This window comes from Pseudomonas sp. LPB0260 (genome assembly GCF_013388395.1).
The window spans coordinates 3,268,092-3,294,970 of record NZ_CP058247.1 but is presented as its reverse complement, the minus strand read 5'-3'; the positions used below and the strand labels follow the sequence as shown (position 1 = coordinate 3,294,970).

19 protein-coding genes are annotated in these 26,879 nt (G+C 63.3%); 4 read left to right on the top strand and 15 right to left on the bottom strand.

The features are described 5' to 3' along the window. Positions 1–34: 34 nt before the first annotated feature. A complete protein-coding gene (locus LPB260_RS14870) occupies positions 35–2,086 on the bottom strand; it encodes an acetate--CoA ligase family protein (protein WP_208709932.1) in 2,052 nt (683 codons plus the stop codon). Between the two features lie 219 nt (positions 2,087–2,305). On the opposite strand from LPB260_RS14870, the gene LPB260_RS14865 reads away from it, so the two are divergent. Further along, on the top strand, positions 2,306–3,262 hold the full coding sequence (locus LPB260_RS14865; protein WP_208709930.1) for a GlxA family transcriptional regulator: 957 nt from the start codon (positions 2,306–2,308) through the stop codon (positions 3,260–3,262). Between the two features lie 183 nt (positions 3,263–3,445). Here LPB260_RS14865 and bktB read toward each other — a convergent pair whose 3' ends face one another. Next, the gene (bktB, locus tag LPB260_RS14860) at positions 3,446–4,627 is read right to left on the bottom strand and encodes a beta-ketothiolase BktB (RefSeq protein WP_208709928.1); all 1,182 of its coding nucleotides are present in this window, start codon (positions 4,625–4,627) and stop codon (positions 3,446–3,448) included. A gap of 42 nt (positions 4,628–4,669) precedes the next feature. Then, positions 4,670–5,644, bottom strand: coding sequence for a nitronate monooxygenase family protein (locus LPB260_RS14855; protein WP_208709926.1), 975 nt, complete (start codon positions 5,642–5,644; stop codon positions 4,670–4,672). 314 nt (positions 5,645–5,958) lie between these two features. Here LPB260_RS14855 and LPB260_RS14850 point away from each other — a divergent pair, with 314 nt between their 5' ends. Further along, positions 5,959–6,420 (top strand): Rrf2 family transcriptional regulator, encoded by a 462-nt coding sequence (locus tag LPB260_RS14850; protein ID WP_208709924.1) that lies wholly within the window; start codon positions 5,959–5,961, stop codon positions 6,418–6,420. A 95-nt stretch (positions 6,421–6,515) separates the two neighbouring features. Here LPB260_RS14850 and LPB260_RS14845 read toward each other — a convergent pair whose 3' ends face one another. From LPB260_RS14845 to LPB260_RS14795, 11 genes are all read right to left on the bottom strand, one after another. Beyond that, positions 6,516–7,934, bottom strand: a complete 1,419-nt coding sequence (locus LPB260_RS14845) for an aldehyde dehydrogenase family protein (RefSeq protein WP_208709921.1) — start codon at positions 7,932–7,934, stop codon at positions 6,516–6,518. Next, positions 7,927–9,117 (bottom strand): pyridoxal phosphate-dependent aminotransferase, encoded by a 1,191-nt coding sequence (locus LPB260_RS14840; protein WP_208709919.1) that lies wholly within the window; start codon positions 9,115–9,117, stop codon positions 7,927–7,929. The genes LPB260_RS14845 and LPB260_RS14840 overlap by 8 nt, the downstream gene beginning before the upstream one ends. A 19-nt stretch (positions 9,118–9,136) precedes the next feature. Next, positions 9,137–10,747 carry a 5-guanidino-2-oxopentanoate decarboxylase gene (locus tag LPB260_RS14835; protein ID WP_208709917.1) on the bottom strand — a complete coding sequence of 537 codons (1,611 nt, stop codon included), beginning with the start codon at positions 10,745–10,747 and terminating at the stop codon, positions 9,137–9,139. A 10-nt stretch (positions 10,748–10,757) separates the two neighbouring features. Further along, positions 10,758–12,848: an acetate--CoA ligase family protein gene (locus LPB260_RS14830; protein WP_208709915.1), complete on the bottom strand. Its 2,091-nt coding sequence runs from the start codon at positions 12,846–12,848 to the stop codon at positions 10,758–10,760. Between the two features lie 10 nt (positions 12,849–12,858). Beyond that, on the bottom strand, positions 12,859–14,019 hold the full coding sequence (locus tag LPB260_RS14825; RefSeq protein ID WP_208709913.1) for an acyl-CoA dehydrogenase family protein: 1,161 nt from the start codon (positions 14,017–14,019) through the stop codon (positions 12,859–12,861). Between the two features lie 28 nt (positions 14,020–14,047). Then, a complete protein-coding gene (locus tag LPB260_RS14820) occupies positions 14,048–14,839 on the bottom strand; it encodes an enoyl-CoA hydratase/isomerase family protein (RefSeq protein ID WP_208709911.1) in 792 nt (263 codons plus the stop codon). A gap of 251 nt (positions 14,840–15,090) precedes the next feature. Further along, on the bottom strand, positions 15,091–16,584 hold the full coding sequence (gene nhaC / locus LPB260_RS14815; protein ID WP_208709909.1) for a Na+/H+ antiporter NhaC: 1,494 nt from the start codon (positions 16,582–16,584) through the stop codon (positions 15,091–15,093). Positions 16,585–16,711: 127 nt separating this feature from the next. Beyond that, positions 16,712–19,000 (bottom strand): ATP-binding protein, encoded by a 2,289-nt coding sequence (locus tag LPB260_RS14810; protein WP_256625425.1) that lies wholly within the window; start codon positions 18,998–19,000, stop codon positions 16,712–16,714. After that, positions 18,997–19,788, bottom strand: coding sequence for an ABC transporter substrate-binding protein (locus tag LPB260_RS14805; protein ID WP_208709907.1), 792 nt, complete (start codon positions 19,786–19,788; stop codon positions 18,997–18,999). Before LPB260_RS14805 ends, LPB260_RS14810 begins: the two co-directional genes overlap by 4 nt. Continuing rightward, positions 19,785–20,510, bottom strand: a complete 726-nt coding sequence (locus LPB260_RS14800) for a response regulator transcription factor (RefSeq protein WP_208709905.1) — start codon at positions 20,508–20,510, stop codon at positions 19,785–19,787. Before LPB260_RS14800 ends, LPB260_RS14805 begins: the two co-directional genes overlap by 4 nt. A gap of 125 nt (positions 20,511–20,635) precedes the next feature. Beyond that, positions 20,636–21,265 carry a TetR family transcriptional regulator C-terminal domain-containing protein gene (locus LPB260_RS14795; RefSeq protein WP_208709904.1) on the bottom strand — a complete coding sequence of 210 codons (630 nt, stop codon included), beginning with the start codon at positions 21,263–21,265 and terminating at the stop codon, positions 20,636–20,638. A gap of 177 nt (positions 21,266–21,442) precedes the next feature. Between LPB260_RS14795 and LPB260_RS14790 the strand changes: the two genes are divergently transcribed. Together LPB260_RS14790 and LPB260_RS14785 are read left to right on the top strand one after the other, a co-directional pair. Further along, a complete protein-coding gene (locus tag LPB260_RS14790) occupies positions 21,443–22,423 on the top strand; it encodes an IS5 family transposase (protein ID WP_208709902.1) in 981 nt (326 codons plus the stop codon). A gap of 297 nt (positions 22,424–22,720) precedes the next feature. After that, entirely contained in the window at positions 22,721–23,056 is a 336-nt protein-coding gene (locus tag LPB260_RS14785; protein WP_208709900.1) for a hypothetical protein, read from the top strand. A gap of 511 nt (positions 23,057–23,567) precedes the next feature. On the opposite strand, the gene LPB260_RS14780 is transcribed toward LPB260_RS14785, so the two are convergent. Next, positions 23,568–26,879, bottom strand: coding sequence for a D-glucuronyl C5-epimerase family protein (locus tag LPB260_RS14780; RefSeq protein ID WP_208709898.1), 3,312 nt, complete (start codon positions 26,877–26,879; stop codon positions 23,568–23,570).

Sequence of the window (26,879 nt, the reverse complement as noted above, 5' to 3'; positions counted from 1 at the left end):
GCGGCGAGGAAGGGCTCGAAAATTCGGTTGGCGTTCAGTCCGCGCGGACCATGCGGATCAGCGCATCGGCGGCGACCACGCCCTGGCCTTCGGCCAGCAGCATCAGCGGATTGATGTCCAGTTCGGCGATTGCATCGGCGTGCTCCTGGACGAAGTCGGCGATGCCCAGGATCGCCTCGGCGGCGGCCTCCAGGTCGGCCCGGGGGCGCCCGCGAAAACCGCCGAACAGCGCTGCGCACTTGAGCGACTGCAGGGCTTCGAGCACCTGCGCCCTGCTCACCGGCAACAACAGCGAGCGGCTGTCCTTGAGCAGTTCGACCAGGATGCCGCCGGCGCCCAGCACCAGGTAGGCGCCGAACTGCTCATCCCGGGCCACCCCGACGATCAGCTCGGCGGCGCAGCCACCGATCATCTTCTCCACCAGGAAGGAGGTGCTCAGGCCAGCCATCTGCTCCACCGCGGCCGCCACCGTCTGACCGCTGTGCAGGTTCAGCTGGACCCCGCCGACGTCGGTCTTGTGCGCCACGCCCAGGGCCTTGACCACCACCGGAAAGCCCAGGCGCTCGGCGACCGCTGCCGCCTCGGCGGCGCTGTGGGCGATGGCCGATTGCGGGACAGGCACGCCATAGTCGGCCAGTAGCCGCTTGGACTCGGCCTCATCGAGCAGGGCCAGGGGCGCGTCTTCGCGCAGCGGCTGATTCTTCAGCAGCGGCTGGCAATCCAGGCGAGCCCAGGCGCGCCCCACATCCAGGGCCGCCTGCAAGCCGGCCAGGCCATCGTCGATGCCGCTCAGCGGCACGATGCCTTGGGCGCTCAGGCGCTGCGCCACCGCCTCGCTCATGTTGTCGGTCAGGGTCGCCATCACCGCCGCCTTGCCGGTGCGTTGCTGCGCCGCCTGTACCAGGGCGCGCTCGGCAATCTCCCAGGAGGCGGTGTCGCACAGGTCTTCGCGGGGGTAGTCGAGCAGGCTGATGGTCATGTCGAAGCCATCGGCCATGAAGGCGTCGATGGTCTCGGCCATGCGCGCCTGGTCGTTCCAGTCGAACATCTGATAGTCCAGCGGATTGGCCACCACCACGCGCTCGTGCAGGGTCGCCGCGAGGCGCTCGGTCCCTTCAGACGAAAGCTCGGGCATCAGCAGGTCGGTGTGTTCCAGGGCGTCGCCGATCAGCGACAGGTCACCGCCCGAGGTACTCATCACGCCGATCCGGTTGCCACCGAGCGGGCCGCACAGATGCAGCACCTTGAGCGCTTCGACCATTGCCTCGAGGGAATACACACGGGCCACACCGGTTCGCGCAAACAGCACGTCCATCAGCTCATCGGAGCCTGTCAGGGACGCGGTGTGCGACATGGCCATCTTCTGCGCCGCTTCCGAACGCCCGGACTTGAGCGCCACCACCGGCTTGCCCAGCTTGCGGGCAACGGCGATTGCCGCCTCGAAGGCGCAAGGGTCGGAGATGCCTTCGATATACAGGCCGATGGCCGAGACCCGCTCCTGCTGGGCGAAGATGCTGATCGCATCGTGCAGGTCGAACTTGAGCTTGTTGCCCAGCGACAGCACGTAGGAAACCGGCAGACCACGGCGCTGCATGGTCAGGTTGAAGGCGACGTTGGATGACATGGTAATGATCGCCACGCCACGCTCGACGCGGGCGCCGCCCTGCTGGTCGGGCCACAGCATGGCGCCATCGACATAGTTGAGCATGCCGTAGCAGTTCGGCCCCAGCAGCGGCATATCGCCGGCTGCCTCGAGCAGCCGGCGCTGCAGCTCGATGCCCTCGCCTCCGGCTTCGCCATAGCCAGTGGCGAAGCACACCGCGCCGCCCGCCCCCCGTTTGGCGAGGGCCTCGACGATGTCGATACTGAGATGACGATTGACCGCCACATAGGCCGCATCCGGGCTACCCGGCAGCTCCTCGACGGAGCGGTAGACCTTGTGCCCGAGGATTTCGCTCTTGCTGGGGTGCACCGGCCAGATTTCGCCCAGGTACTGCATACGGTCACACTGGCGGATAACCTCTTCAGCCTCCCGGCCACCAAAAACGGCTATCGAGCGAGGTTGTAGAACACGCGAAAATGACATCCACCGTACTCCTGACGCGATTCGAATTATTGTTGTGCGCTTCTCGGACGTGGCCCCGCCCCATTCCATGGACAATCGCTCAGGCAGCTCCTGCCAAACGCCGGGGGACTGTTGCCTGAAGCGTCTGCAGCTGATGGTGCGACTTCATCGGCCCTGGCGTTTAATAGAATTCGGCATATTTGTTACACTTTCCGTCACCTTTAATTAAGGACTCAGGCCATGAAGCACTACGCTTTTTTGGTGCTGCCCGAATTCAGCAATCTCTGCCTGGCAAGCTCGGTGGAATCGCTCAATGCGGCGAATGGATTTACCCGGGAACCGGCCTACCGGGTGTCCCTGGTGTCGATCGACGGCAACCCGGTGAAAAGCTACAGCGGCTTCCCGGCCCCCATCGGCGCCAGCCTGGAACAACTGATCAGCAGCGATACGCCTGACCTGCTGTTTGTCCTGGCCAGCTACAACTACCAGGCGCACGGCAGCGACGAAGTGATTCGCGCCCTGCGCAAGCTGAAGTCGTTGGTGAAGGAACTGGGCGGGCTCGATGCCGGCAGCTACGTGCTGGCCAAGGCCGGCTTGCTGAGCGGCTACAAGGCCACGATTCACTGGGCGGAGGCGGAAGTCTTCGCGGAGTCCTTCACCGACATAGCCGTCTCGCACGAGCGCTACGTCATCGACCGCAACCGCATCACCTCGGGCGGCTCCACCAGCGCGCTGGACCTGATGCTGCACCTGATCCGGCGAGACTGCGGCGAGTCCGTCGCCATCGCCGTATCCGAACTGCTGATCTTCGATACCGAGCGCCCGGGCAGCACCCGTCAGCGCGAGCACCTGCCCTGCCGAATGGCGGAGAAATCGCCGCGTATTTCCCGGGCACTGACGATCATGCAGAAGCACATCGAGAAGCCGCTGTCGGTCGAACTCATCGCCCAGCTGACCGGCATCTCACAGCGGCAACTGGAGCGCGACTTCAGGGAACTCATGAAGTCCACGGTCGCCAAGCACTACCTGACGCTGCGTGTCGAGGCGGCCCGTCGACTGATCCGCGAAACCCGACTGAGCGTCACCGAGGTCGCGCTGCGCAGCGGCTTCAGCTCCCTGGCCTCACTGATCCGGGTGTACAAGCAGAGTTATGGCTGCACGCCTTCGGAAGATCGGAAAAAAAACATGCCCGCCTGATGCCGCAACACCAGGCGGGCCAGCCTCAATTGCAGGCTGAGCAAAGCGGCATCACAGATACGACCGCAACAGCGAGAACGGTGCCGGCCACTACTTGCCAGGCCGATCACCCCGTAACGGGCCGGACAGGCACGCGGGAACAGGGAGGTGCGGTTGCGGCCTATCCATCGTTCAGGAAAGCGCTCATTCACGCTCGACGATTAGCGCAATACCCTGACCGCCGCCAATACACATGGTGACCAGTGCGTAGCGCCCAGCTGTGCGCTGCAGTTCGTAGATTGCCTTGATCAGGATGATCGCCCCGGTGGCGCCGATGGGATGACCCAAGGCGATTGCACCGCCGTTGGGGTTCACCTTCTGTGCCGGCAACTCCAACGCCTGGCTCACGGCACACGCCTGTGCGGCGAACGCTTCGTTCGACTCCACCACATCGATATCCGCCAGGCTGAGCCGGGCACGCTCGAGCGCCTGCCTGACCGCACCGATCGGGCCCATGCCCATGATCTCCGGCGCCACCCCCGAATGGCCGTAAGCGACGATCCGCGCCATGGGCGTCAGCCCTTCGCGCTCCAGCATGGCGCCACTGACCAGCGTCAGCGCCGCCGCCCCGTCGTTGAGGCTCGATGCATTGCCGGCGGTTACCGTGCCAGCGGACTCGAACACCGGCCGCATCTTCTCCAGATCACTCAGCTGCAATTGCTCACGCACATGCTCGTCGCGCGCGAACAGCTGCTCGGGCCTCTTCGCATGGGTCTGCAGCGGCAGAATCTGCGAGTCGAAGTGGCCCGCGGCAATGGCGTGGGCGGCGCGGCGATGACTCTCCAGGGCCAGGGCGTCTTGCGCCGCCCTGCTGATGCCGGAGCTTCTGCCGACGTTCTCCGCGGTAACGCCCATGTGGCCGTTGCCGAACGGATCGGTCAGCACGCCGGTGAGCATATCGACCAGCAGGCTGTCACCCATGCGCTTGCCCCAGCGATGGCCTGGCAACAGGTAACCGGCGCGGCTCATGCTCTCGGCACCACCGGCCACCGCGGCGGCCACATCGCCCAACTGGATCATCTGGGCCGCACTGATGACCGCCTGCAGGCCACTGCCGCACAGGCGGTTGACAGTCAGTGCCCGCGAACTCTGCGCCATCCCGGCGTTTAGCGCCGCGACCCGGGAGATGTACATGTCCCGGGCCTCGGAATGCAGCACATTGCCGAGCACGCACTGCTCGAAGCGTTCGGCCGGCAGATTGGAGCGCCTGATCGCCTCCTGCACCACCTGGCTGGCCAGCTCACAGGGGGATAGGTCCTTCAGCGCACCGCCATAATCACCGATCGCGGTGCGCACGCCGGACAGGATGAAAACCGGGTTGATCATGCTTGCTCTCCAGCGATGTCGATTGCCATCGACGGTCGGTGATCAGATGGATAGCGCAGCCAGTCGCTGCTTAATGATGCCCTCGGCATCGCCGACAATCCGCGCCACCAGATCCGCCACCCGGGGAATGTCATGGATCAGGCCCGCCGACACGCCTGCCCACCAGATACCGTGCTCCATATCACCGCTTTCCAGCACCACGGCGCCGCGCTTGCCAGCCACCAGTTCGGCCACGTCGGCGAATTCGGATTCGGCGACCTTCTCGATCTCGGCGACCTCGACGGCGATTGTGTTCTTGAACACCCGCGCGGTATTTCTGAACTTGCGGAAGATCAGCTGGGTATCCAGCTCGCTCGCCTCCAGCAATTTCTGCTTCAGGTTGGCATGCACCGGCGCCTCTTCGGTGCCGAGGAAGCGCGTCCCCATGCTCACCGCGTCGGCACCCAGGGCCAGGGCGGCGACCAGGCTGCGGCCGTCGCTGAAACCGCCGCAGGCGATCACCGGAATCTGCAGCTCATCCACGGCCCGGGGCAGCAGCACCAGGGAGGGAATATCGTCTTCGCCCGGGTGACCAGCGGCTTCGAAGCCGTCGATGATCACGGCCGCGCAGCCCACCTCCTGAGCCTTCTTGGCATGCTTCACCGAAGTGCACTTGTGGATCACCTTCACCCCTGCCGCGTTGAACGCGGGCATGAAGGGCGCGGGGCTGCGTCCCGCCGTCTCCACGACCTTGATGCCGGCATCGATGATCGCCTGTACGTACGCTTCGTAAGGCGGTGGGTTCAGGCTGGGCAGGATGGTCAGGTTCACGCCGAAGGGCTTGTCGGTCATCGCGCGCGTGCGCTCGATCTCCGCCCTCAGCGCTTCCGGTGTCGGCTGAGTCAACGCGCTGAGAAAACCGAGCGCTCCGGCATTGGCCACAGCCGACACCAGTTCGGCCTTGGACACACGCTGCATGCCACCCTGCACCACCGGATGTTCGATACCAAAAAGCTCAGTAAACCGCGTTCTAATCATGGATCCAGCCTCTTCGGTTGCCGGCGTGCACCAGATAACGCCCGCCAGAGTTATTGTTATCGTCACATTAACCATTGGGTTTCTGGCTGTCAATTCAACGGTTCCCGGTGGTCATGCAGCTCCTCCGGAGGACTCATCAGGCGAGCCTCGGCCGGCTGGATTCGCAATTGTGACAATCACTTTGACAATTTATTGACCACAGGACTAGCATGGAAACTGCCGCTAAAAACCGGCATCGGAATGCGCACAGCGGAATCCATTGAGTGCGAAATACCCGAACTCAGCTGTATCTCCATCTACCGGACTCATAGCCCATGGCCCGCTCGACTCGGCTGATAACAGCCTCCTACATCCTGTCATTCGTTGCAGCCAACGCGCCCAAGAGACTGTGCACCGACACCATCGCCAAGTGGGTGAAGACCCACCCCACGCGGGTGCGCCACCTGGTTTCGCAACTGGTCAAGGCCGGCATTCTGAAGTCCTATCGCGGCGCATCCGGCGGCCTCGCCCTCGCCCGCAAGCCCAGTGAGATCACCCTGAAACACGTCTATGACGCGGTCCAGGACAGCCCCCTGATCGCCGAAGGCATCGACAACCCGTTTTCCGGCTGGCAGGACCACTGCAAGGTCCACGGCGTGTTCAACGAGCTGTTTGCCGACCTGGAGGACAAGATTCGCGCCGAGCTGGCGCTGGTCACCCTGGATCGGATGTTCGTGCCTTTTGATCGCGATTACGCGGCTGAAGAGTCAGGTGAGAGTGCCTCGCTGGCCAAGTAGCCTGGACCTCGGGTTACCCTCACCCGCTCAGAGTTAATCGGGATTGGCCAGCTGCAGTTCCGACCAGGCCGGCCAGAACCCGCAGGCGCCCCCCTTCAGCACTGTATGGCTTTGACTTCGACGAACTCGGCCAGCCCCTCTTCACCCCACTCCCGACCGTTTCCCGACTGCTTGTAGCCACCGAACGGCGCGCGATAGTTGAACGCCGCGCCGTTGACAAAGCATTGCCCGGCCCGCAGCTGACGCGCCAGATTCAGCGCACGCTGCGCGGTGCCGGCCCAGACGCCGCTGGACAGACCGAATGGCGAATCATTGGCGATCTGCACGGCCTGCGCTTCGTCGGCATAGGGGATCAGGCAGAGCACAGGGCCGAAGATCTCCTCCTGGGCGATGCGCATGCGGTTGTCGACATCGGCGAACAGGGTCGGCCGCTGGTAGTAACCGCGCTCGAACTCGGCGGGCGCATCGCTGCCGCCGCACAGCAGGCGCGCGCCCTCCTGCCGACCGATGTGGATGTACTCGCGCACGGTGCGCAGCTGACCGGCCGAACACATGGGACCGAGGAAGCTCCGCGCATCCAGCGGATCGCCCAGGCGCAGGCTCGAGGCCTCGGCGACGGCCAGCTCCAGCGCCTCGGCATAACGGCTGGCCGGCAGCAGCATGCGCGTCAGCGCGGTGCAGGTCTGCCCGGAGTTGAGCATCACATCCCGCACGCCATGGCGTACCGCAGCGGCCAGGTCGGCGTCCTCGCCGATCAGCAGCGGCGACTTGCCGCCCAGCTCCAGGCACACCCGTTTGACCGAAGGCGCCGCCGCCTGGGCGACACGAACCCCGGCGCCAGTCGAGCCGGTGAAGGACAGCATGTCCACCTGCGGGTGCCTGGCCAGCGCCTCGCCGACCTTGGCGCCCGGGCCGCTGACCAGATTGAACACCCCCGCAGGCAAGCCGATGCTCTGGATGAGCTCGGCCAGCAGGAAGGCATGCAAGGGGGTTTCCTGGCTCGGCTTGACCACCACGGTACAGCCGGCGGCCAGGGCCGGGGCGAGCTTGCCGAGCAACTGGTGCAGCGGGTAGTTCCACGGGTTGATAAAGGCGCAGACACCCACCGGCTCGCGCAGCAGCAGGGAGTTGCCCACCTCGCGCACTTCGTCCATCAGCGCCGCGAGCTCGCCGTAGTGGCGCAGCCCGTCGATCGGCCCGTCGACCTGGATCGCCCGGCACCACTGCACCGGCATGCCCAGCTCGGCGGTGATCAGCGCGGCCATCTCATCGCCGCGCACCTCGAGCTGCTCGGCCAGGGCCTGGATATAGCCGGCGCGCACCTTGGTCGGGGTGCCGGCCCAGGCTGGAAAGGCGCGGCGCGCGGCCATCACCGCACGCTCGACGTCTCGCTCGTCGCCCAGCGGCACCTGGCCGATGACCTGCTCGGTCGCCGGATTGAGCACCTCTGCCAACCCCTGCCCCGAGGCCGGCTGCCAGGCGCCATCGATAAACAGGTGGGCGTGCTTATGCATGGCACGGCTCCTCAACCAGTTCCGCGGCGCAACGCGCGATGCGCCGGCAGGCGTCCTGCAACGGTCCGCTGCCGAGCACCAGGCCCAGGCGGATATGCCCGGCGGCGCTGGGGCCGAAGGCCTCTCCGGCCAGCACCGAGACGCCATGACGATCGAGCAGGCGCTCGGCGAACGCCTGGGCGGACAGCCCGGTGGCGCGGATATCGACCATGACGAACATGCCGCCATCTGGCTTCAGGGCACGCAACCCCGGGCAGTCGGCCAGGCAGGCGCAAACCAGGTCGCGACGCTGCCGATAGGCCTCACGCATCGCCTCCAGCTCCGGTAATGGCGCGTCCAGGGCGACACAGGCGGCATCCTGGATAAAGTCCGGCGAGCCGTAGAGCATGCACAGCGCCAGGTTGCCGAGGTGCTCGGCCAGCGCCGGCGGCGCCACCACCCAACCGACCCGCCAGCCGGTCATGGCGTGGGATTTCGACAGGCTGTTGAGGGTCGCGGTGCGCTCGGCCATGCCCGGCAGGCTGGCCGGGCTGACGTGCTCGCCTTCGTACAGCAGCTCGCTGTAGACCTCGTCGGAGATCAGCCACAGGTCGTGGGCGATGCACAGTTCGGCCAGGGCCTCCCAGGTGCTGCGCGGCAGACTCGCGCCGGAGGGATTGTGCGGGCTGTTCAGCACCAGCGCGCGGGTGCGCGGGGTGATGGCCGCGGCGACATCCTCGGCCTGCACCCGGAAGCCGTGCTCGGGGCGTACCGGCAGCGGAATCACCTTGGCGCCGCAGGCGCCGAACACCGCCTCGTAGGTCACGTACATCGGCTCGGCGACTATCACCTCATCGCCGGGTTCGAGCACGCACTGGGCCACGCAGAACAGCGCGCACTGGCCGCCCGCCAGCACCACCACCTGCTCGGCATCCACCGCCTGGCCGCTGCGCAGGCGATGACGCCTGGCGATGCTCTCGCGCAAGGCGCGCTTGCCGGTGACCTCTGTGTAGTGGGTATGGCCGCTGAGCAGGCTGTCGATGGCGGCCTGCACGATGGGCTGCGGGGTGTCGAAGTCCGGGTCGCCGACCGACAGCAGCAACACATCCTCGCCGCGCTGCTGGCGGGCCTGGGCGCGGTAGTGAATATCCCAGGCGGCGGCGCCGTCACCGGCGATACGTTGGGTCAGGGTGGAAAAACGCATACAGATCTCCTTGCCCGTCTTATTGAGCGCAGGCGTGCTTGAGTTCGATCAGGGTCACGCCGGGATGGGCGAAGCCCGCCGCCAGCTGCGTTTGCAGCTCGTCCAGGTTCTGTGGCTGCTGCACCCGGCAGCCGAATGCGCCGGCCAGGGCGGCGAAATCCGGGTTGCGCGGCAGCACGCCGATGGGCTCGATATCCAGGCCGAGCATGTCGTCGCGGATCTGCCCCAGGGCATCGTTGTTCCACAGCAGCACCACCAGCGGGCTGTCCAGCTCCTCCACCGCGGTGGCCAATTCCTGGGCCGTATAGAGAAAGCCGCCATCGCCGACCAGCACCAGGCCGGGGCGCTGGGGGGCGCCCAGCTTGGCGCCGATGCCCGCCGGCAGGCCGTAGCCGAGGGTGCCGTAGCCGGTCGGGTGCAACCAGCTGCGCGGAGCGCGGCTAGGGAACAGGTAGTTACCGCTGTACGCCAACTGGGTCATGTCACTGCTGATAAAGGCATCGTGCGGCAGCTCCGCGGCGACGCGCGCCAGGATCGCCTGGTGAATGCGCTGCAACGGCCCCTGCCCGGCTTCGACCGCCGCGCGCAGCCCGGCCAACGCCTGCCTTGCGGCTGCCGGATCACGCGCCTGCTGCGGCAAGCGTGCCAGCAGTTCCTCGAGGGTCTGTCGCGCATCGCCCTTGAGTGCCACGGCGCAGGGGTAGAAGTCGTTGAACTTGCGCGGGTCGATATCCACCCGCAGCAGTTCGCCGGTCAGCGGCAGACGTTCACGCCAGAAATCGGTGTCGGCCAGCTCGGTGCCGACCGCGAGCACCACGTCGGCCTGCTCGATCAGCTGCCAGCCGGGCTCGACGCACAGGGTCGCGCCGGCATGCAGCGGCGCCTGCGGTGGCAGCAAACCCTTGCCGGCGACGCTGGTGAACAGCGGCGCGGCCAGGCGCTCACTGAGCGCCGCCAACGCGGCGCCGGCCTCCAGGGCGCCGCCACCGGCGATGATCATCGGCCGTTTGGCACCCGCCAGTTTGTCGGCGGCCTGCTGCAGGGCCTCGGCACTCGGCAGCCCGCGGCCCGGACGACGCACGACCTCGGCACTCCAGTCGCGGCCGATCGGCGCGGCCAGCACATCCAGGGGCACGGAGATATGCACCGGGCGCGGCCGTTCACTGTCGAACACCGCGAAGGCACGGGAGATCAGTTGCGGCAGGTCCTCGGCGCTGCTGGCAACGGCGGAGAACGCGGTGATCGGCGCGGTCATCGCGCGCTGGTCCTGGGTTTCGTGCAGGCAGCCCCAGCCCTTGCCGAGGCTGGCGCTGTGGTTGACGCTGGAGATCACCAGCATGGGGATCGAGTCGGCATGGGCCTGGCCGATCGCCGTCGCAGCGTTGGTCACCCCGGGGCCGGTGATGACGAAGCACACCCCCGGTTTGCCGGTGACCCGCGCATAACCGTCGGCCATGACGCCCGCGCCCTGTTCGTGACGGGTCAGCACATGGCGAATGCCACTGCCGGGCAGGCCGCGATAAAGCTCCAGGGTATGCACGCCGGGAATGCCGAATACGGTGTCGACGCCGTAGTTGGCCAGCAGGCGTACCAAGGCTTGGCCGCCGGTCAGTGTCTTGTTCTCTTGCATGATGATGTCCTCAGTCATGGGCCAGGCGAATCAGGGCGTCCACCGCAACGGCGCCTTGGGCGTTGACCAGCAGCGGATTGACGTCCAGTTCCAGCAGCTGCTCGGCGTGCTCGCAGGCGTAGTCCGCCACTGCGCGAATCGCCTGTACCAGGGCGTCCAGATCGACCGCCGGGCGGCCACGAAAGCCCAGCAGCAGCGGCGCACTGCGCAGGCTCAGCAGCGCCTGGCGAATCGCCGCGTCGGTGGTCGGCAGCAGCAGGCTGCGGCTGTCCTTGAGCAGCTCGACGAGGATCCCGCCGGAGCCGAGCACCAAAGCCAGACCGAAGCCGTTCTCGCGCTTGATGCCGACAATCAGCTCGGCCAGCGGCGGCGCCGCCATGCGCTCCAGCAGCACCTGGTCGAAGTTCAGCTGCGGGGCGTGCCGAGCCAGGCTGCCTCGCATGTCCTCGAGCGCCGCCTGCAGGGCCCGGGCATCGCCCAGGTTGAGCGCCACTCCGCCGGCCTCGGTCTTGTGCGGCAGGTCGGCGCTGACGGCCTTGAGCACCAGCGGATAACCCAGTGCTTGCGCAGCTTCGAGCGCCTGCGCCGGGGTACTCAACAGACCTTGCGGCAAGGGCAGACCGAAGGCGCCCAGCGCCTGCTTGGCCTGCCACTCATCCAGCAACTGGTCGCGCCCCTCCAGGGGGTTGGGGCACAGGGGCGGCAACGCCGACTCGCCCCGCGCCAGCAGCGCCCCACGGTGCTGGCGGTAGTGGGCGACACGGCCCCAGGCCGCCAGGCCATCTTCCAGGCCCTGCAGGGCTGGCACGCCCTGGGCATGCAGGCGTTCGCGGGCATGTTGCGGCAGCAGCTCCGGAAGCACCGAGGCGACAAATCCCGACTTGCCGTAACGTTGCAGGCCCTCGCAGAAGAGTTCCAGCAGCAGATCGCACTGGGGGCGCTCGCCGGACTCCTGGTCCGGGTAATCGAGCACCAGCAGGGCGGCGTCCGCCGGGGTGCGCAGAATGCTATCGAGCATCTGCTCCAGAGCTTGCCGATCTCCCCAGATGGCGGTGGTGAAATCCAGCGGATTGACGATGTTGGCGTAGCTCGGCAGTAACCCGGCCAGTTCCAGGCGCTGGCGGTCGTCAAGTTCCGGCAGGCTCAGGCCATGACGTTCGGCGTAGTCGGCGACCAACCCGGCATCGCCGCCGGAGCAGGCCAGCGCGACCAGGCTCGCGCCGGCCGGCAGTTTTCCGCAGGCCGCCTTGAGCGTTTCGACGAAGCTCACCGGGCCGCTCACGCGAATCACCCCGAGGCGATCGAACAGCGCGTCATACAGAGCGTCGGAACCCGCCAGGGAGCTGGTGTGGCTGAGCGCCAGCTCGGCGCCGAGCTGCGATACCCCGCTCTTCAGGGCGATGACCGGAATGCCCTTCTGTAGCGCCTTGTGTGCGGCACGGGCAAAGCCCGGAACATTGTTCAAGCCTTCCAGGTGCAGGCCGATGGCGGTGACGCGCGGCTCATCGAGCAGCACGTCCATCAGCTCGGCGACGCCCAGCTGCGCCTGATTGCCCACCGACGCCATATAAGCCACCGGCAGCGAGCGGTCGCTCATGGACAGGTTGTAGGCGAAGTTGCCGCTCTGGGTCAGCACCGCCACGCCCTTCTCCACCTGCACGCCGCCATGGGCCACCGGCCACAGCGCGGCGCCATGCAGGTAGTCGAGCAGTCCGTAGCAGTTGGGGCCGAGCAGCGCCATGTCGGCGGCGGCCTGGAGCAGTTCGGCTTGCAACTGCTCGCCCTCGGCACCGCTTTCGGCAAAACCCGAGGCGTAGCAGATCGCGCCGCCCGCCCCCTTGGCGGACAGCTCGGCCACCATCTGCACGGTGCGCTCCTTGTTGGTGGCGATGAACACCGCATCCGGTCCGCAGGGCAGCTCGGCGACGCTGGCCACGCACGGCACGCCCTCCAGCTCGGCGTGCTGCGGGTTGACCAGCCACATGCTGCCGGCATAGCCGCCTTCGGCGCAGCGCTTGAGCGCCCGCGCCATGCTGCGCCCGCCGATGAAGGCCAGGTGACGGGGCGCCAGCAGGCGCTTGAGATTCTCTCTTTGGCTCATGACCATTTCCTCAGCGCAACAGCGGACGCAACAGCTCGCGCGAAATGATGTGCCGCTGAATCTCCGAGGTGCCTTCCCAGATCCGCTCGATCCGCGCATTGCGCCAGATGCGCTCCACCGGTCCTTCGTCCATCAGGCCCATGCCGCCGAAGATCTGCACCGTCTCGTCGACCACCTTGCCCAGCACTTCGCTGGCCAGCAGCTTGGCCATGCCGGCGTCGCCGTCGGTCATGCTGCCCTGGTCCATCTTCCAGGCCGTGTGCAGGGTCAGCAGCTCGGCGGCGCTGATCTGCGTGGCCATGTCGGCCAGCTTGAACGACACCCCCTGGTAGCTGCCGATCGGCTGGCCAAACTGGCGCCGGTCGGCGGCCCATTGCAGCGCCAGGTCCATGGCGCGCTGGGCCTGTCCCACGCAGTTGGCGGCGACCATCACCCGCCCCGCAGTCAGCCACGCATTGGCCACTTCCCAGCCCTTGTCCACTTCGCCCAGCACCTTGCTCGCGGGAACCCGGCAGTCATCGAAGAACAGCTCGTAGGTGTGGTAGCCACGGTTGCTTACGCACTTGGGCCCGCGGCGAATGGTCAGCCCCGGGGTGTCGCGGTCGACCAGAAACGCCGTCACGGCATTGCGCTTCTTGCCATTGCGTTCATAGCTGTCGGTCACGGCGAAGACGATGGCGAAGTCGGCATGCCCGGCATGGCTGATGAAGTGTTTGCTGCCATTGAGCAGAAAGTCTTCGCCGTCGCGCACCGCGCGGGTCTTGATGGAGTTGGCGTCGGAGCCGGCACCCGGCTCGGTGAGGGCGAAGCAATCGATCTTCTCGCCCTGGATGCAGGGCAGCAGGTACTCCTCGATCTGCTCGCCCTTGCACGCCATGAGAATCTTCGACGGCCGCGCGACGAACACCTGCAGGGCCCAGGACACCTTGGACAGCTCGCGTTCGATCAGCGCCTGAGTCAGGTAGTCGAGGCCGCCGCCGCCCACCTCCTCCGGCATGTTGAAGGCGTAGAAACCGGCGGCGATGGCCTTGCCGCGAATCTGCGCGGCCAGCTCCGGGGATACCGCGTCGGCGCGATCGACGGCTTCCTCATGGGGCAGCAATTCCTTCTCGACGAAGCTGCGCACCGCCTCGACCAGCATTTCTTGTTCTTGGCTCAATTGGAAGTTCATGGCTATTTCCTAGGTGGGCAGACGGCGCTTAGCGACCGATAAACAGGGGGACACGTTTTTCCATGGCAGCGCGCAGGGCCTCGGCGCCGTCGGCGCTGCGCCCGCAGAGCAAGCCGGCGGCCAACTCGGCTTCGAGCTGTGCGCCCAGGCTGCGCTGCGCGCCCTCGCGCATCAGGCGCTTGGTCTGGGCGAAGGCGAAGGTCGGGCCGACAGCCAGGCGCGCGGCCAGGGCGTCGACTACCTGGGGCAGTTGCTCGTCGGCGCAGACCTCACCAACCAGACCGACCGCCAGGGCGCGCTCGGCGCCCCAGAGTTCATCGAGGAACAGCAGGCGCTTGGCCTGTTCGCTGCCGATCAGCCGCGGCAGGTGCCAGCTGGCGCCGGCATCCGGCGCATAGGCCATGCTGGTGTAGCCGGCCTTGAAGCGCGCCGACTGAGCGGCAATGCGGAAGTCGCAGCACAGCGCCAGGTCCATGCCGGCGCCGACGGCGCTGCCATTGATGGCGGCGATGCTGGGTTTGTCGAAGCCGTGCAAGCGCGCCATCAGGGCGTGGGCGGTCTCGGTCCAGCCATAGCTTTCCAGCTCGCCACGGGCCTCGGCCGCGGCCCACTCGGCCAGGTCGGCACCGGCACAGAAGCTCTTGCCGACGGCGCCGAGCACCAGCACCCGCACCTCGGGCGCGTCATTCAGTTCGTCCAGCAGCGCGTGCAATGCCTTGAGCGTGGGGATGTCCAGCGCGTTGCGCTGCTCGGGGCGATTCAGGGTGACCCAGGCGGTACCGCCCTCCACCCGCGTCAGCAGACTCGATCTAGTGCTCATAGGGTTCCTCGACTTCTTGTTCTGTTGGCCATGACGAGCTGTTCGTCCTCTCTGCGAGGCAATACTAAACACTTGTTCAGTAGCGTTGCAATCCAGGCCAATCCACGACTAATAATTCTATCTATCTGTTTTTATTAGCTTTTTTAAGACATCCCAGAGAGCTGTTACAACTCCGCACAACTGCTTACAGGGCACAAAAAAGCCCGACCAGAACTGGTCGGGCTTTTTCTGCATAACGCTGGGGTGCCTGGTCAGCCGGCGTTGGCCAGCGGCCCTATCGGCTTGGACTGCGACTGCGGGGCCGACTCCTGGGTGGCGAGCGGCAGGATCTTGATGCAGCAGATGCCATAGATCAGGGCGATCAGCGGGTTGATCCAGTTGAATAAGGCGAAGGGCGCGTAGGACAGGGTAGCCACGCCCAGTGTCGCGGCCATATACACGGCGCAGGCGTTCCAGGGGATCAGCGCGGAGGTCACCGTGCCGCCATCCTCGATGGTGCGCGACAGGTTGACCGCGGCCAGGCCGCGCAGGCGGTACTCCTCCTTCCACATCTGCCCCGGCAGCACCAGGGACAGGTACTGGTCGCCGGTCAGCACGTTGACGCCGATGCTGGTGGCCAGGGTCGCGCCGATCAGCGCGCCGACCGAGTGCACGCCACGCACGATCAACCCCAGCAGGAAGCGGATAAAGCCGATGCGCTCGAGCACCGCGGTCATCATCATCGAGCAGAACACCAGGAAGGCCATGAACACCATGCCGGCCATGCCGCCACGACTCAGCAGGCTGTCGACCACCTCGTTGCCGCTGTTCGAGACGAAGCCGGTGGCCATCACCGTCCACAGCGCCTTGACCACCATGAGCGCACCACTCTGCCCGCTATCGGCCATGAAACGGGCGATCACCGGCGCCTGGAACAGCACCGCGAACACACAGGCCAGGGCACTGCACAACATGATCGCCGGGAAGGCCGGCACCTTGCGCACCGACAAACCGAGCAGGGCCAGCAGCGGTATCAGGTTGTACCAGGCGATGTTGAACGAACTCGCCAGCTGCGCCTTGAGCTCGCCGACATTGGACACCGCCTCGCCCTGCAGGTCGGCATTCAGCGCCAGGATGGCAAACAGCGTCAGGGCGATCAGGAAGCTGGGCACGGACACCCAGGCCATGTGACGAATATGAGCGAACAGTTCGGACCCCGCCACCGCGGGCGCCAGGTTAGTGGTCTCCGACAGGGGCGACATCTTGTCGCCGAAGTAGGCACCGGCCACCACCGCACCGGCGGTGATTTCGGCCGACAGACCGAAGCCATGGGCGGTGCCCATCAGGCCCACGCCGATGGTTGCGGCGGTGGTCCAGGAGGAGCCGATGCAGATCGACACGATGGCGCAGATCAGGCAGGCCAGCGGGTAGAAGAACGCCGGCGACAGCAGGCTGAGGCCGGCGTACAGCAGGGTCGGCACCGTGCCGGCGATGATGAAGGCGCCGATCAGCACGCCGATCGACAGGAAGATGAAGATCGGCGCCACGGTCTTGGCATTGGTGGCGGTGATCTCGCTTTCCAGCTCGTTCCAAGTGACGCCATTCTTCATGCCGATCAGCGCGGCGAAGCAGCCGACCATGATCAGCGCGAGCTGCAGGGGGCCGGACATCGGATCATCGAACAGGCTCAGTGAGCCGGCGATCAACGCCAGCAGGACGGCGCCAACCAGCAGCGCGTCCAGAACCGAAAGTTTGCGGAGCTTCATTGTTGTTGTCTCCCAAGAACCAAGGTTTGACCGGGTCCAGCGCCCGGTCCCGCCTCGATTATTGGCAACCGATGTAAGCCCCCGTTGAACGCGAGGAAAGAAGATGTAAGAAGTGGTAACGCGGCTGTTACAAGGTCGCCAGCTCAGCCAGGGCCTGCCCGATCGCCTGCCGGGTCTCGGCGAGGCCCTGGCGCAGCGGCCCGACCAACGCCAGGCAGCGCGCCGGGTCCTGATCCTCCCCCGCCACCTCGATATGCCGCAGCAGTTGCGCCAACTGCCGTCCGCCGAGCGACTCGCTGGCACCGGCCAGGCGGTGGGCACGACGGGTGATCTCGGGGTAGTCCAGCGTCCGCTGCGCCTCGAGCAGGCCGTCGCCCTGCTGCTGCAAGTTGTCCTGCAGCAGTTGCAACAGCCGCGCAAGCTTGCCGACACCCAGCGCTTCGCCGTGAGCGCGCAGCACATGGCGATCGAGCAGCGCCTCGTCTGCTTCCGCAGGCGCACTGCGGGTATGCAAGCCGGCCAGTGCCTGGCGCAGGGCCGGCAGCTGGATCGGCTTGGCGATCACCCCGAGCATGCCGGCCGCCAAGTAGCCCTGCACCATGGCCGGCTGCAGGCTGGCGGTAAAGGCGAACACCGGGGTGTCCCGGTTAAGCCCCAGCGCGTCCTGGCGAATCCGCTGGCACAGCTCGACGCCGTCCATCCCGGGCAACTGCACATCGAGCAGGATCAGGTCGAAGGTCATTGCCTGGCACTGACGCAGGGCCTGCTCGCCGTTTTCCGCCAGGCTTACCCGGTGCCCCTCGCGCTCCAGCAGGCCTTGGGCTACCTCGCGGTTCAGCTCGACGTCCTCCACCACCAGCACATGGCGCGTTGCCGGGGCCGCCTGCTCGGGCGAATCGGCTACGGGCGCCTGCGACGGCGCCTGCTGCAGCCAGACATCGAACCAGAAACGGCTGCCCTGCCCTTCGCGGCTGTGCAGCTGGATCTCGCCCCCCATGCTCTGCACCAGGCGCTTGCAGATCGCCAAGCCGAGGCCGGCGCCGCCATAGCGGCGGGCCACCTGTTCGTCGGCCTGGACGAAACGCTCGAAGATCCGCGCCTGCACCGCTTCGGGAATGCCGATTCCGCTGTCCTGCACCTCGATGCGCAGGAGCTGGCGCCCGGGCGCCTGCCCCAGCAGTTCCACGCGCAATTGCACCTGGCCGGCCTGGGTGAACTTGATGGCGTTGGCCAGCAGGTTGGTCAACACTTGGCGCAGGAACTGCTCAGGCCCCCGAAGGCAGTCGCACAGCGCTGGGTCGAGGTGATGCACCAGCCGAGTAGCATTGGCCTGGGCTCGGGGCTCGAGCAGGGTGAGCACCTCATCGGCCAGCTGGCGCAGGGAAAACGGCACGACCTCGGCGCTGGCCTCGCCCTCCTCCAGCTTGGCGAAGTCCAGCAGGTCGTCGATCAGCGCCAGCAACCCATCGCCCGCCTTGTGCAAGGCCTGCAGCCGGCGCCGACCAAGCGCATCCAGGGGAGCCTCGCGCAGCAGTTCGGCCATGCCGAGAATGCCGTTCAGCGGCGTGCGCAGCTCATGGCTCATGGTCGCCAGGAAGCGCGACTTGGCCAGGTTGGCAGCCTCGGCTTCCTCCTTGGCGCTGTGCAGGCTGGCGGTGCGCTGCTCGACCATCTCCTGCAGTTCCTCCTTCTTGTCCTGCAGGGCCAGGCGGTCGGCCTCGCGCCGGTGCATGTCCTCGACTATCGCCTGGCGCATTTCGTCCAGGGCGTGAGCCACCGCGTCGATCTCGTCCTCTTGCGCACCGGCGCCCTTCTCCAGACTCAGCGGGGCCTGCCAGTCACCACCGGCGAGGCGCTGGGAAAAGGCCGCCATGGCAAGCAGATGGCGAGTGACCAGGCGGTGAAACAGCCAGGACAGGGTGATGGCCAGGCCGCAGATGAACAGCCCCATCCACAACAGGCCGGTCAAGCCGCTGGCATACAGGCGACGGTGCACCGCCGCCACGTCGACGCCCACCTCCAGCGTACCGAGCGCCCGCGGCTCGTCACCACCGACTCGGTAGCTGAGGGCGAAATGTTCAACGCGCGCGCCATCGGCGGCCAGCCTTTGCCCTTGCAGCAAGTCGAAATCGGCGCTGCGCAGATGCACCCAGGCGATATCGGGAAAATCCGCCAGGCCGCGCAACTGCACATCCAGCTGCGCCAGGTTGAGATCCCACAGGCTGCGCTCGATGCTCGCCTGGTAGCCACTGCGAATCAGGTCCAGGCGCGAGGCGATACCCTGCATCTCGCGGCGGTAGTCGAAATGCATCTGCAGCGCGCTGGCCAGCAGGGTGAAGCACAGACTGAACAACAGGACGAAGCGCAACAGACGACGCGACAGCGCACCTGTCGGCGACACCGCCCAGGACTTCAAGGCTGCCCGTCCGCCTGCGCCTGCAATGCCCGGTACGCCTGCTCGCTCTCGCGCAACCAGTGAGCGATGCGATCTCCGGCTACTAGGCGCTGCAGTTGGCGATCGATCTCCGCCATTCGCGCCGCCAGCGGCGAATGCTTGGAGACGGCGAAATACAGGTGGTCGACCGCCAGGGTCAGCGGCAGGACCTCGATCTGTTCGGCACCCGGCAGGTGCTCCAGATACAGCTTGCCGGTGCGCCGCTCATGGGCGATGAAGTCGATCCGCCCGCGGATCAGCTTGCCGAAATTCTGTTGATTACTGGCCACCCACTCGACATTGCCATTGCTCTCGACGAAGGCGTCGAACGCCTGACCATAGCTCTCGCCGAGCAGCAGCCCGCCGCGATAGCCCGCCAGATCCTCCAGTCGATCGACCACCAGGGGCCTGCGCCTGTTGTAGAACAGCGAAACCTCTTCGCGCAGCAGGGGCACCCGACTGAACAGCAGGCTGCGCTCGCGCTCGGCGGAACGGTAGGCGATCACCAGATCGACCCGCCCTTCGGCGGCATCGCTCAGGCAGCGCTTCCAGTTGCCCAGCACCACCACCTCGAGCGGCAGCCCCAGGCCGCCGATGACCTCCCGTACCGCCCATGGCGCGACACCATGGACCTCACCGTGGGCGTCACTCCAGGAAATCGGTGGATACACCGGATGGTCGCAGTAGCGCACCGCAGCGGGGGCCGCCAGACCGGCGGCGCTCAGGCTGATCCCGGCCAACAGCACCGCCACAGGCCAGAGCGGGCTCATGGCTGGCTGGTGACTGCGGCGCTGAACAGATAGCCGGCACCGTGGATGGTATGGATCAGCTGCGGATCGGCCGGATCATCCTGGAGCTTGCGCCGCAGTCGTCCGACCAGCACATCGATGGATCGGTCATTCGGCAACCATTCCCGGTTGCGGATCTGGTCCATCAACTGGTCGCGGCTGAGGGTGTGGCCGGCATTGCGCAACAGGACACTGAGCAACTGGAACTCGCCCTGGGTCAGCAGGTACTCACTGCCGCCGGCCGCCACCAGTCGGCGCCGATCCACGTCCAGGGTCCAGTCGCCGAAATACTTCAGCTGGCGCGCTTCCATAGGCGGCTGCATCGCCTGGGCGTGGCGTACTCGACGCACCAGGTTCTTGGCCTTCGACACCAGCTCGCGCGGGTTGAACGGTTTGACCACGTAGTCGTCGGCGCCGCATTCCAGGCCGACGATACGGTCGATCTCGTCATCCCGCCCGGTGATCAGGATGATGCCCAGCTCCGAGCGCACACGCAGCTCACGGGTGAGGGTCAAGCCATCCTTGCCCGGCAGGCGGATATCCAGCATGAGCAGGTCCACCGGATTCTCCCGCAGGCCGGCTTCGGCCTGCTCCGCCGTCTCGGCGCAGTGCACTTCGAAGCCGTCACGCAAGAGATAGGATGCGAGCAGTTCGCAGATCACCGGATCGTCATCGACGATCAGCACACGGGGTGTCGCCGCCATTAACTTGCCCCCGCCACGCCATCGGCGCGGTCAATTCTTGAATTTATTCTGGGTGAAGCCGCTGTAGCTTTGCCGGGCCAATGTAGCCAGTACTGAACAGATGATCAACAGCGGCATGCCATGCGCTAGCTGACACGCCGAAAACCACCCACTTGCAAGCCATCGACCCAGGCCTCACAGATTTGCACGCCCTGCTCCGGGCTGAAGGTGGCGGGATTGAGCCCGTACTCCAGCCACAAACCATCCAGCAGAGCGCTGAGACCGATGGCCGCCAGATCCGCGTCGAAATCGGTCCAGCCTTCTCCTTCGGCTAACTGATCGAGGGCCTGGGCAAGAATGGTCCGGTACTCGCCATAGGATTGGTCGTGGGCCTGCTTGATGGCCTCGGCAGTCTTCACCGCTCCCCAGAAGGCCAACCAGGCATCGAGCAACTTGGGATCGAGCACTTCCGGGGAGAATGACGCGCGAAAGAACGCTGTGAGTCGCGCGCGAGGGCTCGGCGCGGCGGCGTCGATAGCCTGGCGCAGCAGGCTCATCACCCGCCCGGTGACGGCCAGGTAGGCCTCGGCGACCAGTTCGTCCTTTCCCGCATAGTGATGATTGATCAACCCGACCGACACCCCGGCCTCGGCGCAAATCTTGCGAATCGAGGCGCCCTGGAAACCGTGGCGCTCGAGGCACACCAACGTGGCCTCGATCAGATGCGCCTTGCGCAACTCTGGCTCCAAACGAGAAAAACGCACTTCTTGACTCATGTCGATCACTCCTGCCAGCCCCTTGCACAGCTGAACGATCGTATAACAAAAGACCGCGCAGACCTATCCATGCCGCGCACGACCGGCAACGGAACGATCATTGGGCAGCTAGGGACACTCTGAAAAAGACTTCCTGAATCTGGTGAAATAGGTCGAACCCGCCACCCGAGTTATTCCATGAAGCAGATGACCTTCGCCGACGCCGAGTACGCCGGCAAGCGCAAGCAAACTCGCAAGGAACTGTTCCTGATCGAGATGGATCAGGTGGTGCCGTGGAAGGGACTGATTGCCCTGATTGAGCCGCGCTATCCGAAGGGTGAAGGCGGCCGGCCCGCCTACCCGCTGCTGGCCATGCTGCGTATTCATCTGATGCAGAACTGGTTCGGCTACAGCGATCCGGCCATGGAAGAGGCGCTGTACGAGACCACCATCCTGCGCCAGTTTGCCGGGCTGAGCCTAGAGCGCATTCCGGACGAAACCACCATCCTCAACTTCCGCCGGCTGCTGGAAAAACACGAGCTGGCGGCCGGGATACTGGCGGTGATCAACGGCTATCTCGGTGATCGCGGTCTGTCGCTGCGCCAGGGCACCATCGTCGACGCCACGTTGATCCAGGCGCCCAGTTCGACCAAGAACAAGGACGGCAAGCGCGACCCGGAGATGCACCAGACCAAGAAAGGCAACCAGTACTACTTCGGCATGAAGGCCCACATCGGCGTGGATGACGAGTCAGGGCTGGTGCACAGCGTGGTCGGCACGGCGGCAAACGTGGCGGATGTCACCCTGGTCGACAGGCTGCTGCACGGTGACGAGAACGTCGTCTGCGCCGATGCGGGCTACACCGGCGTCGAAAAGCGCGCCGAGCATGCTGGCCGCGCAGTCATCTGGCAGGTCGCGGCTCGTCGTAGCACCTACAAGAAACTCGATAAACGCAGTGCCCTGTACAAAGCCAAGCGCAAGATCGAAAAGGCCAAGGCGCAGGTGCGCGCCAAGGTCGAGCACCCATTTCGGGTGATCAAGCGTCAGTTCGGATACGTGAAGGTGCGGTTCCGTGGCCTGGCCAAGAATACCGCGCAGCTAATGACGCTGTTCGCACTGTCGAATCTGTGGATGGCGCGTCGACATTTGCTGACCACCGCAGGAGAGGTGCGTCTGTAAAGTGGGAAATGGCTGCCGCGAGGTGCTCACGGCGGCGAAAAAGCGGAGAAATGAGTGGGCTATCTAGTCAATTTTGATCGACTGCCCGCTTTTAAAATCAGCGGAGGATGAAGTCGGCGGCAGAGACCGGGCTACTTCAGACCTTCCCTAGCTGCCCTACCGTTTCCACACATAAATCTCGCTTACTCAATAATTTGCTTTTATATAGTTTATAGCTCTGCATATACATGTACCGGTACTGCCGACCAAGATAGCCATGCTCAAGCGTTATCTTCTGCGCCACTGCACTTGCCACAAATGAAAAATACCAGAATTCCAGCTTGCCACCTAAAAGTCAAACCTTTGACGCAACTCTCATCCAACCCCATTATTCTCATCAGTTTCATCAGTTTCATGAATCACTGTTCGCAAGTTAAACGTCAAACTCTTGAGATCCGAATCATCGCTCAAGCTTTTCGCCGTTATTTTGAAGTTATATTTGACACCAGCCTTGAGACCATCGAAAACCCGCTCTTGCTGCTGATTTGTCGAAGCGGTGCTTATAAACCCAGCCCCCAGCCATTCAGCGCCGAACTCAAAAACATCAAGCGAACTGCGATTCGGAAGGAAAAACTTAAGAGGAAATTAAAATGATTTATCTGGACCAATTACAATCAATGACTTTGCCTGAGGAAAAACATTACGACCTGTATAACCACTAGCGCCAGCCCGCTTGGAGGCTTGACGCACGACAACCGCCACTCCTTTTTCATAAAATTCTTTGAACTCATGAAATCACAAAGGCACTTCAGAGCCAGGGAGAGTATAAAAGGCATTACAGGCCGGACCAGAAAACGCCCACTTATCCTTAACTTTAATCTCAGCGACGGCATGCCAATAATTTTTTGGATAGGTCAAAAGGCCAATGACTCTTCCCTCAAGACCTTGCGCCACCGTGAAAGCCAGCAGCGTATTGGTAAATGAACAACAAGCGCCTTTCCGCCCTATAATTTTTTCGTCTGGCTCCGAAGAGCTGGCTACGCCAACTGAAACCCATCAACATACTCCACAAGCGTCAAATTTTTCTGATGATCAACAGTCACTCCATGAATGAGCGTATCAGAAAATGCCTCTAATTCCAATGTAACCGGAAGCTTTAAAATACTTATTGGATTGCGCGAGTCTTGGCATCCAAAAAACTTCCGTTCGATTTTTTAGCTAAAGAATGCCTAGTTACTTCAGCCTTCTCAGAATCTCCCAACAGCGAAGCGTTTAACGTTATCAAGCGCGCAAGTAACCGGGACTGACCAACAAATGAAGAAAACTCAATCCGCAGCGACTGAAACTGACTAGAAGCTTTTAATTGAAGCTCAGCATCTTCACCGTCCTTGAATTCGCCGCTCGCGATTTCCTGCGTAATAGCTCCAGCAGTGCCAAGAGCAAAAATCCTGACTTTACTGGCGTAGTTAGCACGGCTCTCCCAGCGGAATTTGAGCACACCCGCCAAAATTGGCTTGTCCAGTCTCAGTACAACGTATTCCAAGGGAGTGTTCTCCACGCTGGCGACATAGTCGTCATTGGAGTCGCCATCCAACGCATTTTCAAAGCCGAATCCGTCGTATGTCGGCGAGGCTTGGATAACTGATAACCTAACGGGCTCCGGAGGGGATTTATACGCCGGCTGCACGATCACCGACTGCCCCCTAGCTTTAGCATTTAGGAAATAGCGCTGGCGCTGGGCGTACTGTTCAAAGAACCAGTCCCCAGTTAGCTTGGAAACACGATCAAGCTGTTCAACTTCATAGACTTGATAATCCGCCCCCTTATACCAACCCATATCCTGCGGGCGAACCTCTACTATGGCTTCTTTCCACTTTTGGTCACCCACAGCAGTAATAACTGCATTACGCAGAGGGACAAAACTTAACACATTACCTTCGTTAATCGCTTGAACCTTGACCACAAACTGGCCGGCAGCCACGTCTTTATAACGCACTACCAACCGATGCGGACGCACATCGAAGTAATCACTGAACCTCGACTCGGGAAGCTCCATTATCATATATACGTTATGACGAGTACCACCCTCTACAGCAACTTTGCGAGCAAGATAACCATTGGTATAAGCTCTTACCTGGCGACCATCGACTAATTGAACAGGCAACCATTCAAGTCCGGCAATGCGTGACGAACCATCAAACGCCTTCTCGCTACCAACTGCCAATTTTACCTGCTTAGCAAACTGGGGAGCCTCAAATCGAATACTGTCTATAAGCGGAGATGCATCACCTTTCAGCCAATCTATTTGAAAATGTATTTCTTTCTTCGGATTCAGGTCGTATCGCAACCAATATCCTGTATCGAAGTTGGAAAGCTTCGCTCGGAGGGTTTCAACTCCCGCACCGACAAGAGACTTTACTCTCGCATCACCTAATCGACGGAAAACCTCATCTAGCTCAGAAACACTAATGAGGTGCGCATTTAGTACATGGGTGGCATTTGGAACCTCTTCGTAGTAACGAAGGCCAGATTTGCTAACGGTTGATATTCCGCCCCTGCCTACTGAAACTGAATATGCAATAGCGGCCTCAGCAGCAAGCTTTTTTATTTGAGCTGTTTTATCCAAATTGTCATACGTATAGCCCAACGCCTTCAGCACATAGGCTTGGCTAAACGCCGACGGCCATCCAGAAGCAGTTACAACATCGTTATATACATTGGAAAAGGGAAAGAGATAAGTGACTGCGCCGTCAAGATCAACCTTGTTCGCCTTATTCTTAAACCAAGCAAGCGCTGGTGCTCGCTGAATTTTCTCTTTTTTAATCATGGAGTAAACTCTGCCTGCGGTGTTTGGTCCGTCAATAAGTTGAGTGGCGATAATGTATGGTGAATACACGGGTTTTCCGCCCCCTGACGCGGGGTCATACAGGCCCTTCTGGTCAAACTTCGTTTTAGCTGTTGCCAAGTGCTGCATCAACACCCCGTTCTTATCCAAAGAGTAAATTGGCAGCATCGGGGTTTGTTGCGGCAGTTCCACTTTCTTAGGCGCTACCACTTCATAGTCAGCATCTGGCAACATCGTTCGCAGGTAGGCAAGTGCGGTCTCGGCCCAAGGCACCAAACGAGCATCTTGCAGGGCAAGTTTGCTGAGGTATTCGGAATGCTTGCGGGCATAGATCTCCCCCACCCAGTAGCCGAGGTCTCTTGTTTGTACCGGGATCTTCCATTTACGCCAGATACCGGAACCTGAAAGAACCAGATCGCCATCTTGCAGGCTTTTGAAGGTTTCGGTCGCCGCGGAAATCGAGCGAGCCTGGACGCCAAGGTTGCCTGGGTGCTCATCGAGGTATTCAACACTTAGTTCAAAGCGTTCCCTACGCAGGTTATCTTTCCACTCGCCCGGCAGCGTCAGATAGAAGTAGCTGAACGGCGCGACCATCTGTCCTGAACTGCCTTCGGCCTCGCGCTCGCCGGTTGCAGGGCGCAAGCGGCGTACGGAATGCCCATCAACCTGCTCAATCTGGCCCCAGTCGTTGCCTGCAATACGCAGGGCGCCTTCGGCGTCATTCGCACTGCCAACGTCCAACACCGACTCCTTTCCGGAAACCGGGTCACGCAGCACGATGCGGTCGATAGCGACTTCCGGATTAGCAAAGCCGTAGGGGTTGGCCAAACGGAACAACAGCTCTTCTTTACGCGGATTCAGGTCATAGCGCAGCCAATAGCCGGCGTCATACAGCGGCAACCAGCGCAGCAGGGTATCGGCGCCTTTGGCATACCATTCCTGATAGCGCGCATCGCCAGTAGCGCTCTTCAGGTCGGCCAAGGCAAGCAGTGCGCGCATATGGCCGTTGAGGATGTGTGACGGGTTGCTGACGGACGCCGGGATCTCTTCGAACCAGATGTCCTGCCCAGAAGAAAATAGGAAGCCGCCCTTGCTTAAGGGCACGAATAGCGACTCAGCGGCTTTCTTTGCTGCATCGAGGCTGCGTTGGTCGCCGGTTTGTTTCCAGTGAGCAACCAAGGCCTCCACGCCTGCCGCCTGGGCGAACGCACTGCTCCATGGTGCCTTGATAGCAACGTCGTTGTAGGCGCTATCGAAGTTGTATGGCCATATCCACAACCCGTTTTCGTCTTGAGCGAGGTTGGCCTTCAGCCAATCGATGGTCGATGCGAAATTCCGCGAATCAGCTTTCAGGCCGAGGCTCGGGTCATAGTCCTCTACACCGGCATAAGCCAACGCATAGAGCGCGGTCCAGGCGGGATGGGCAACTTTGCCGACGCCATCAATGGACAGTTGCGGAACACCTTGGTCATCGACTATGTGCTTGGCCTGATCAACATTGGTTTGGTCTTGTGCTTGTACTGCGGCGGCGCCGAATGTAAACGCCGTAACGAAAAAAAGCGCCCGAAGGCGTTGGCTTACACAGCGCATCAAAAGGCTCCTGCCGCGGTTTTGATTGTGGTGTTTAGGCAT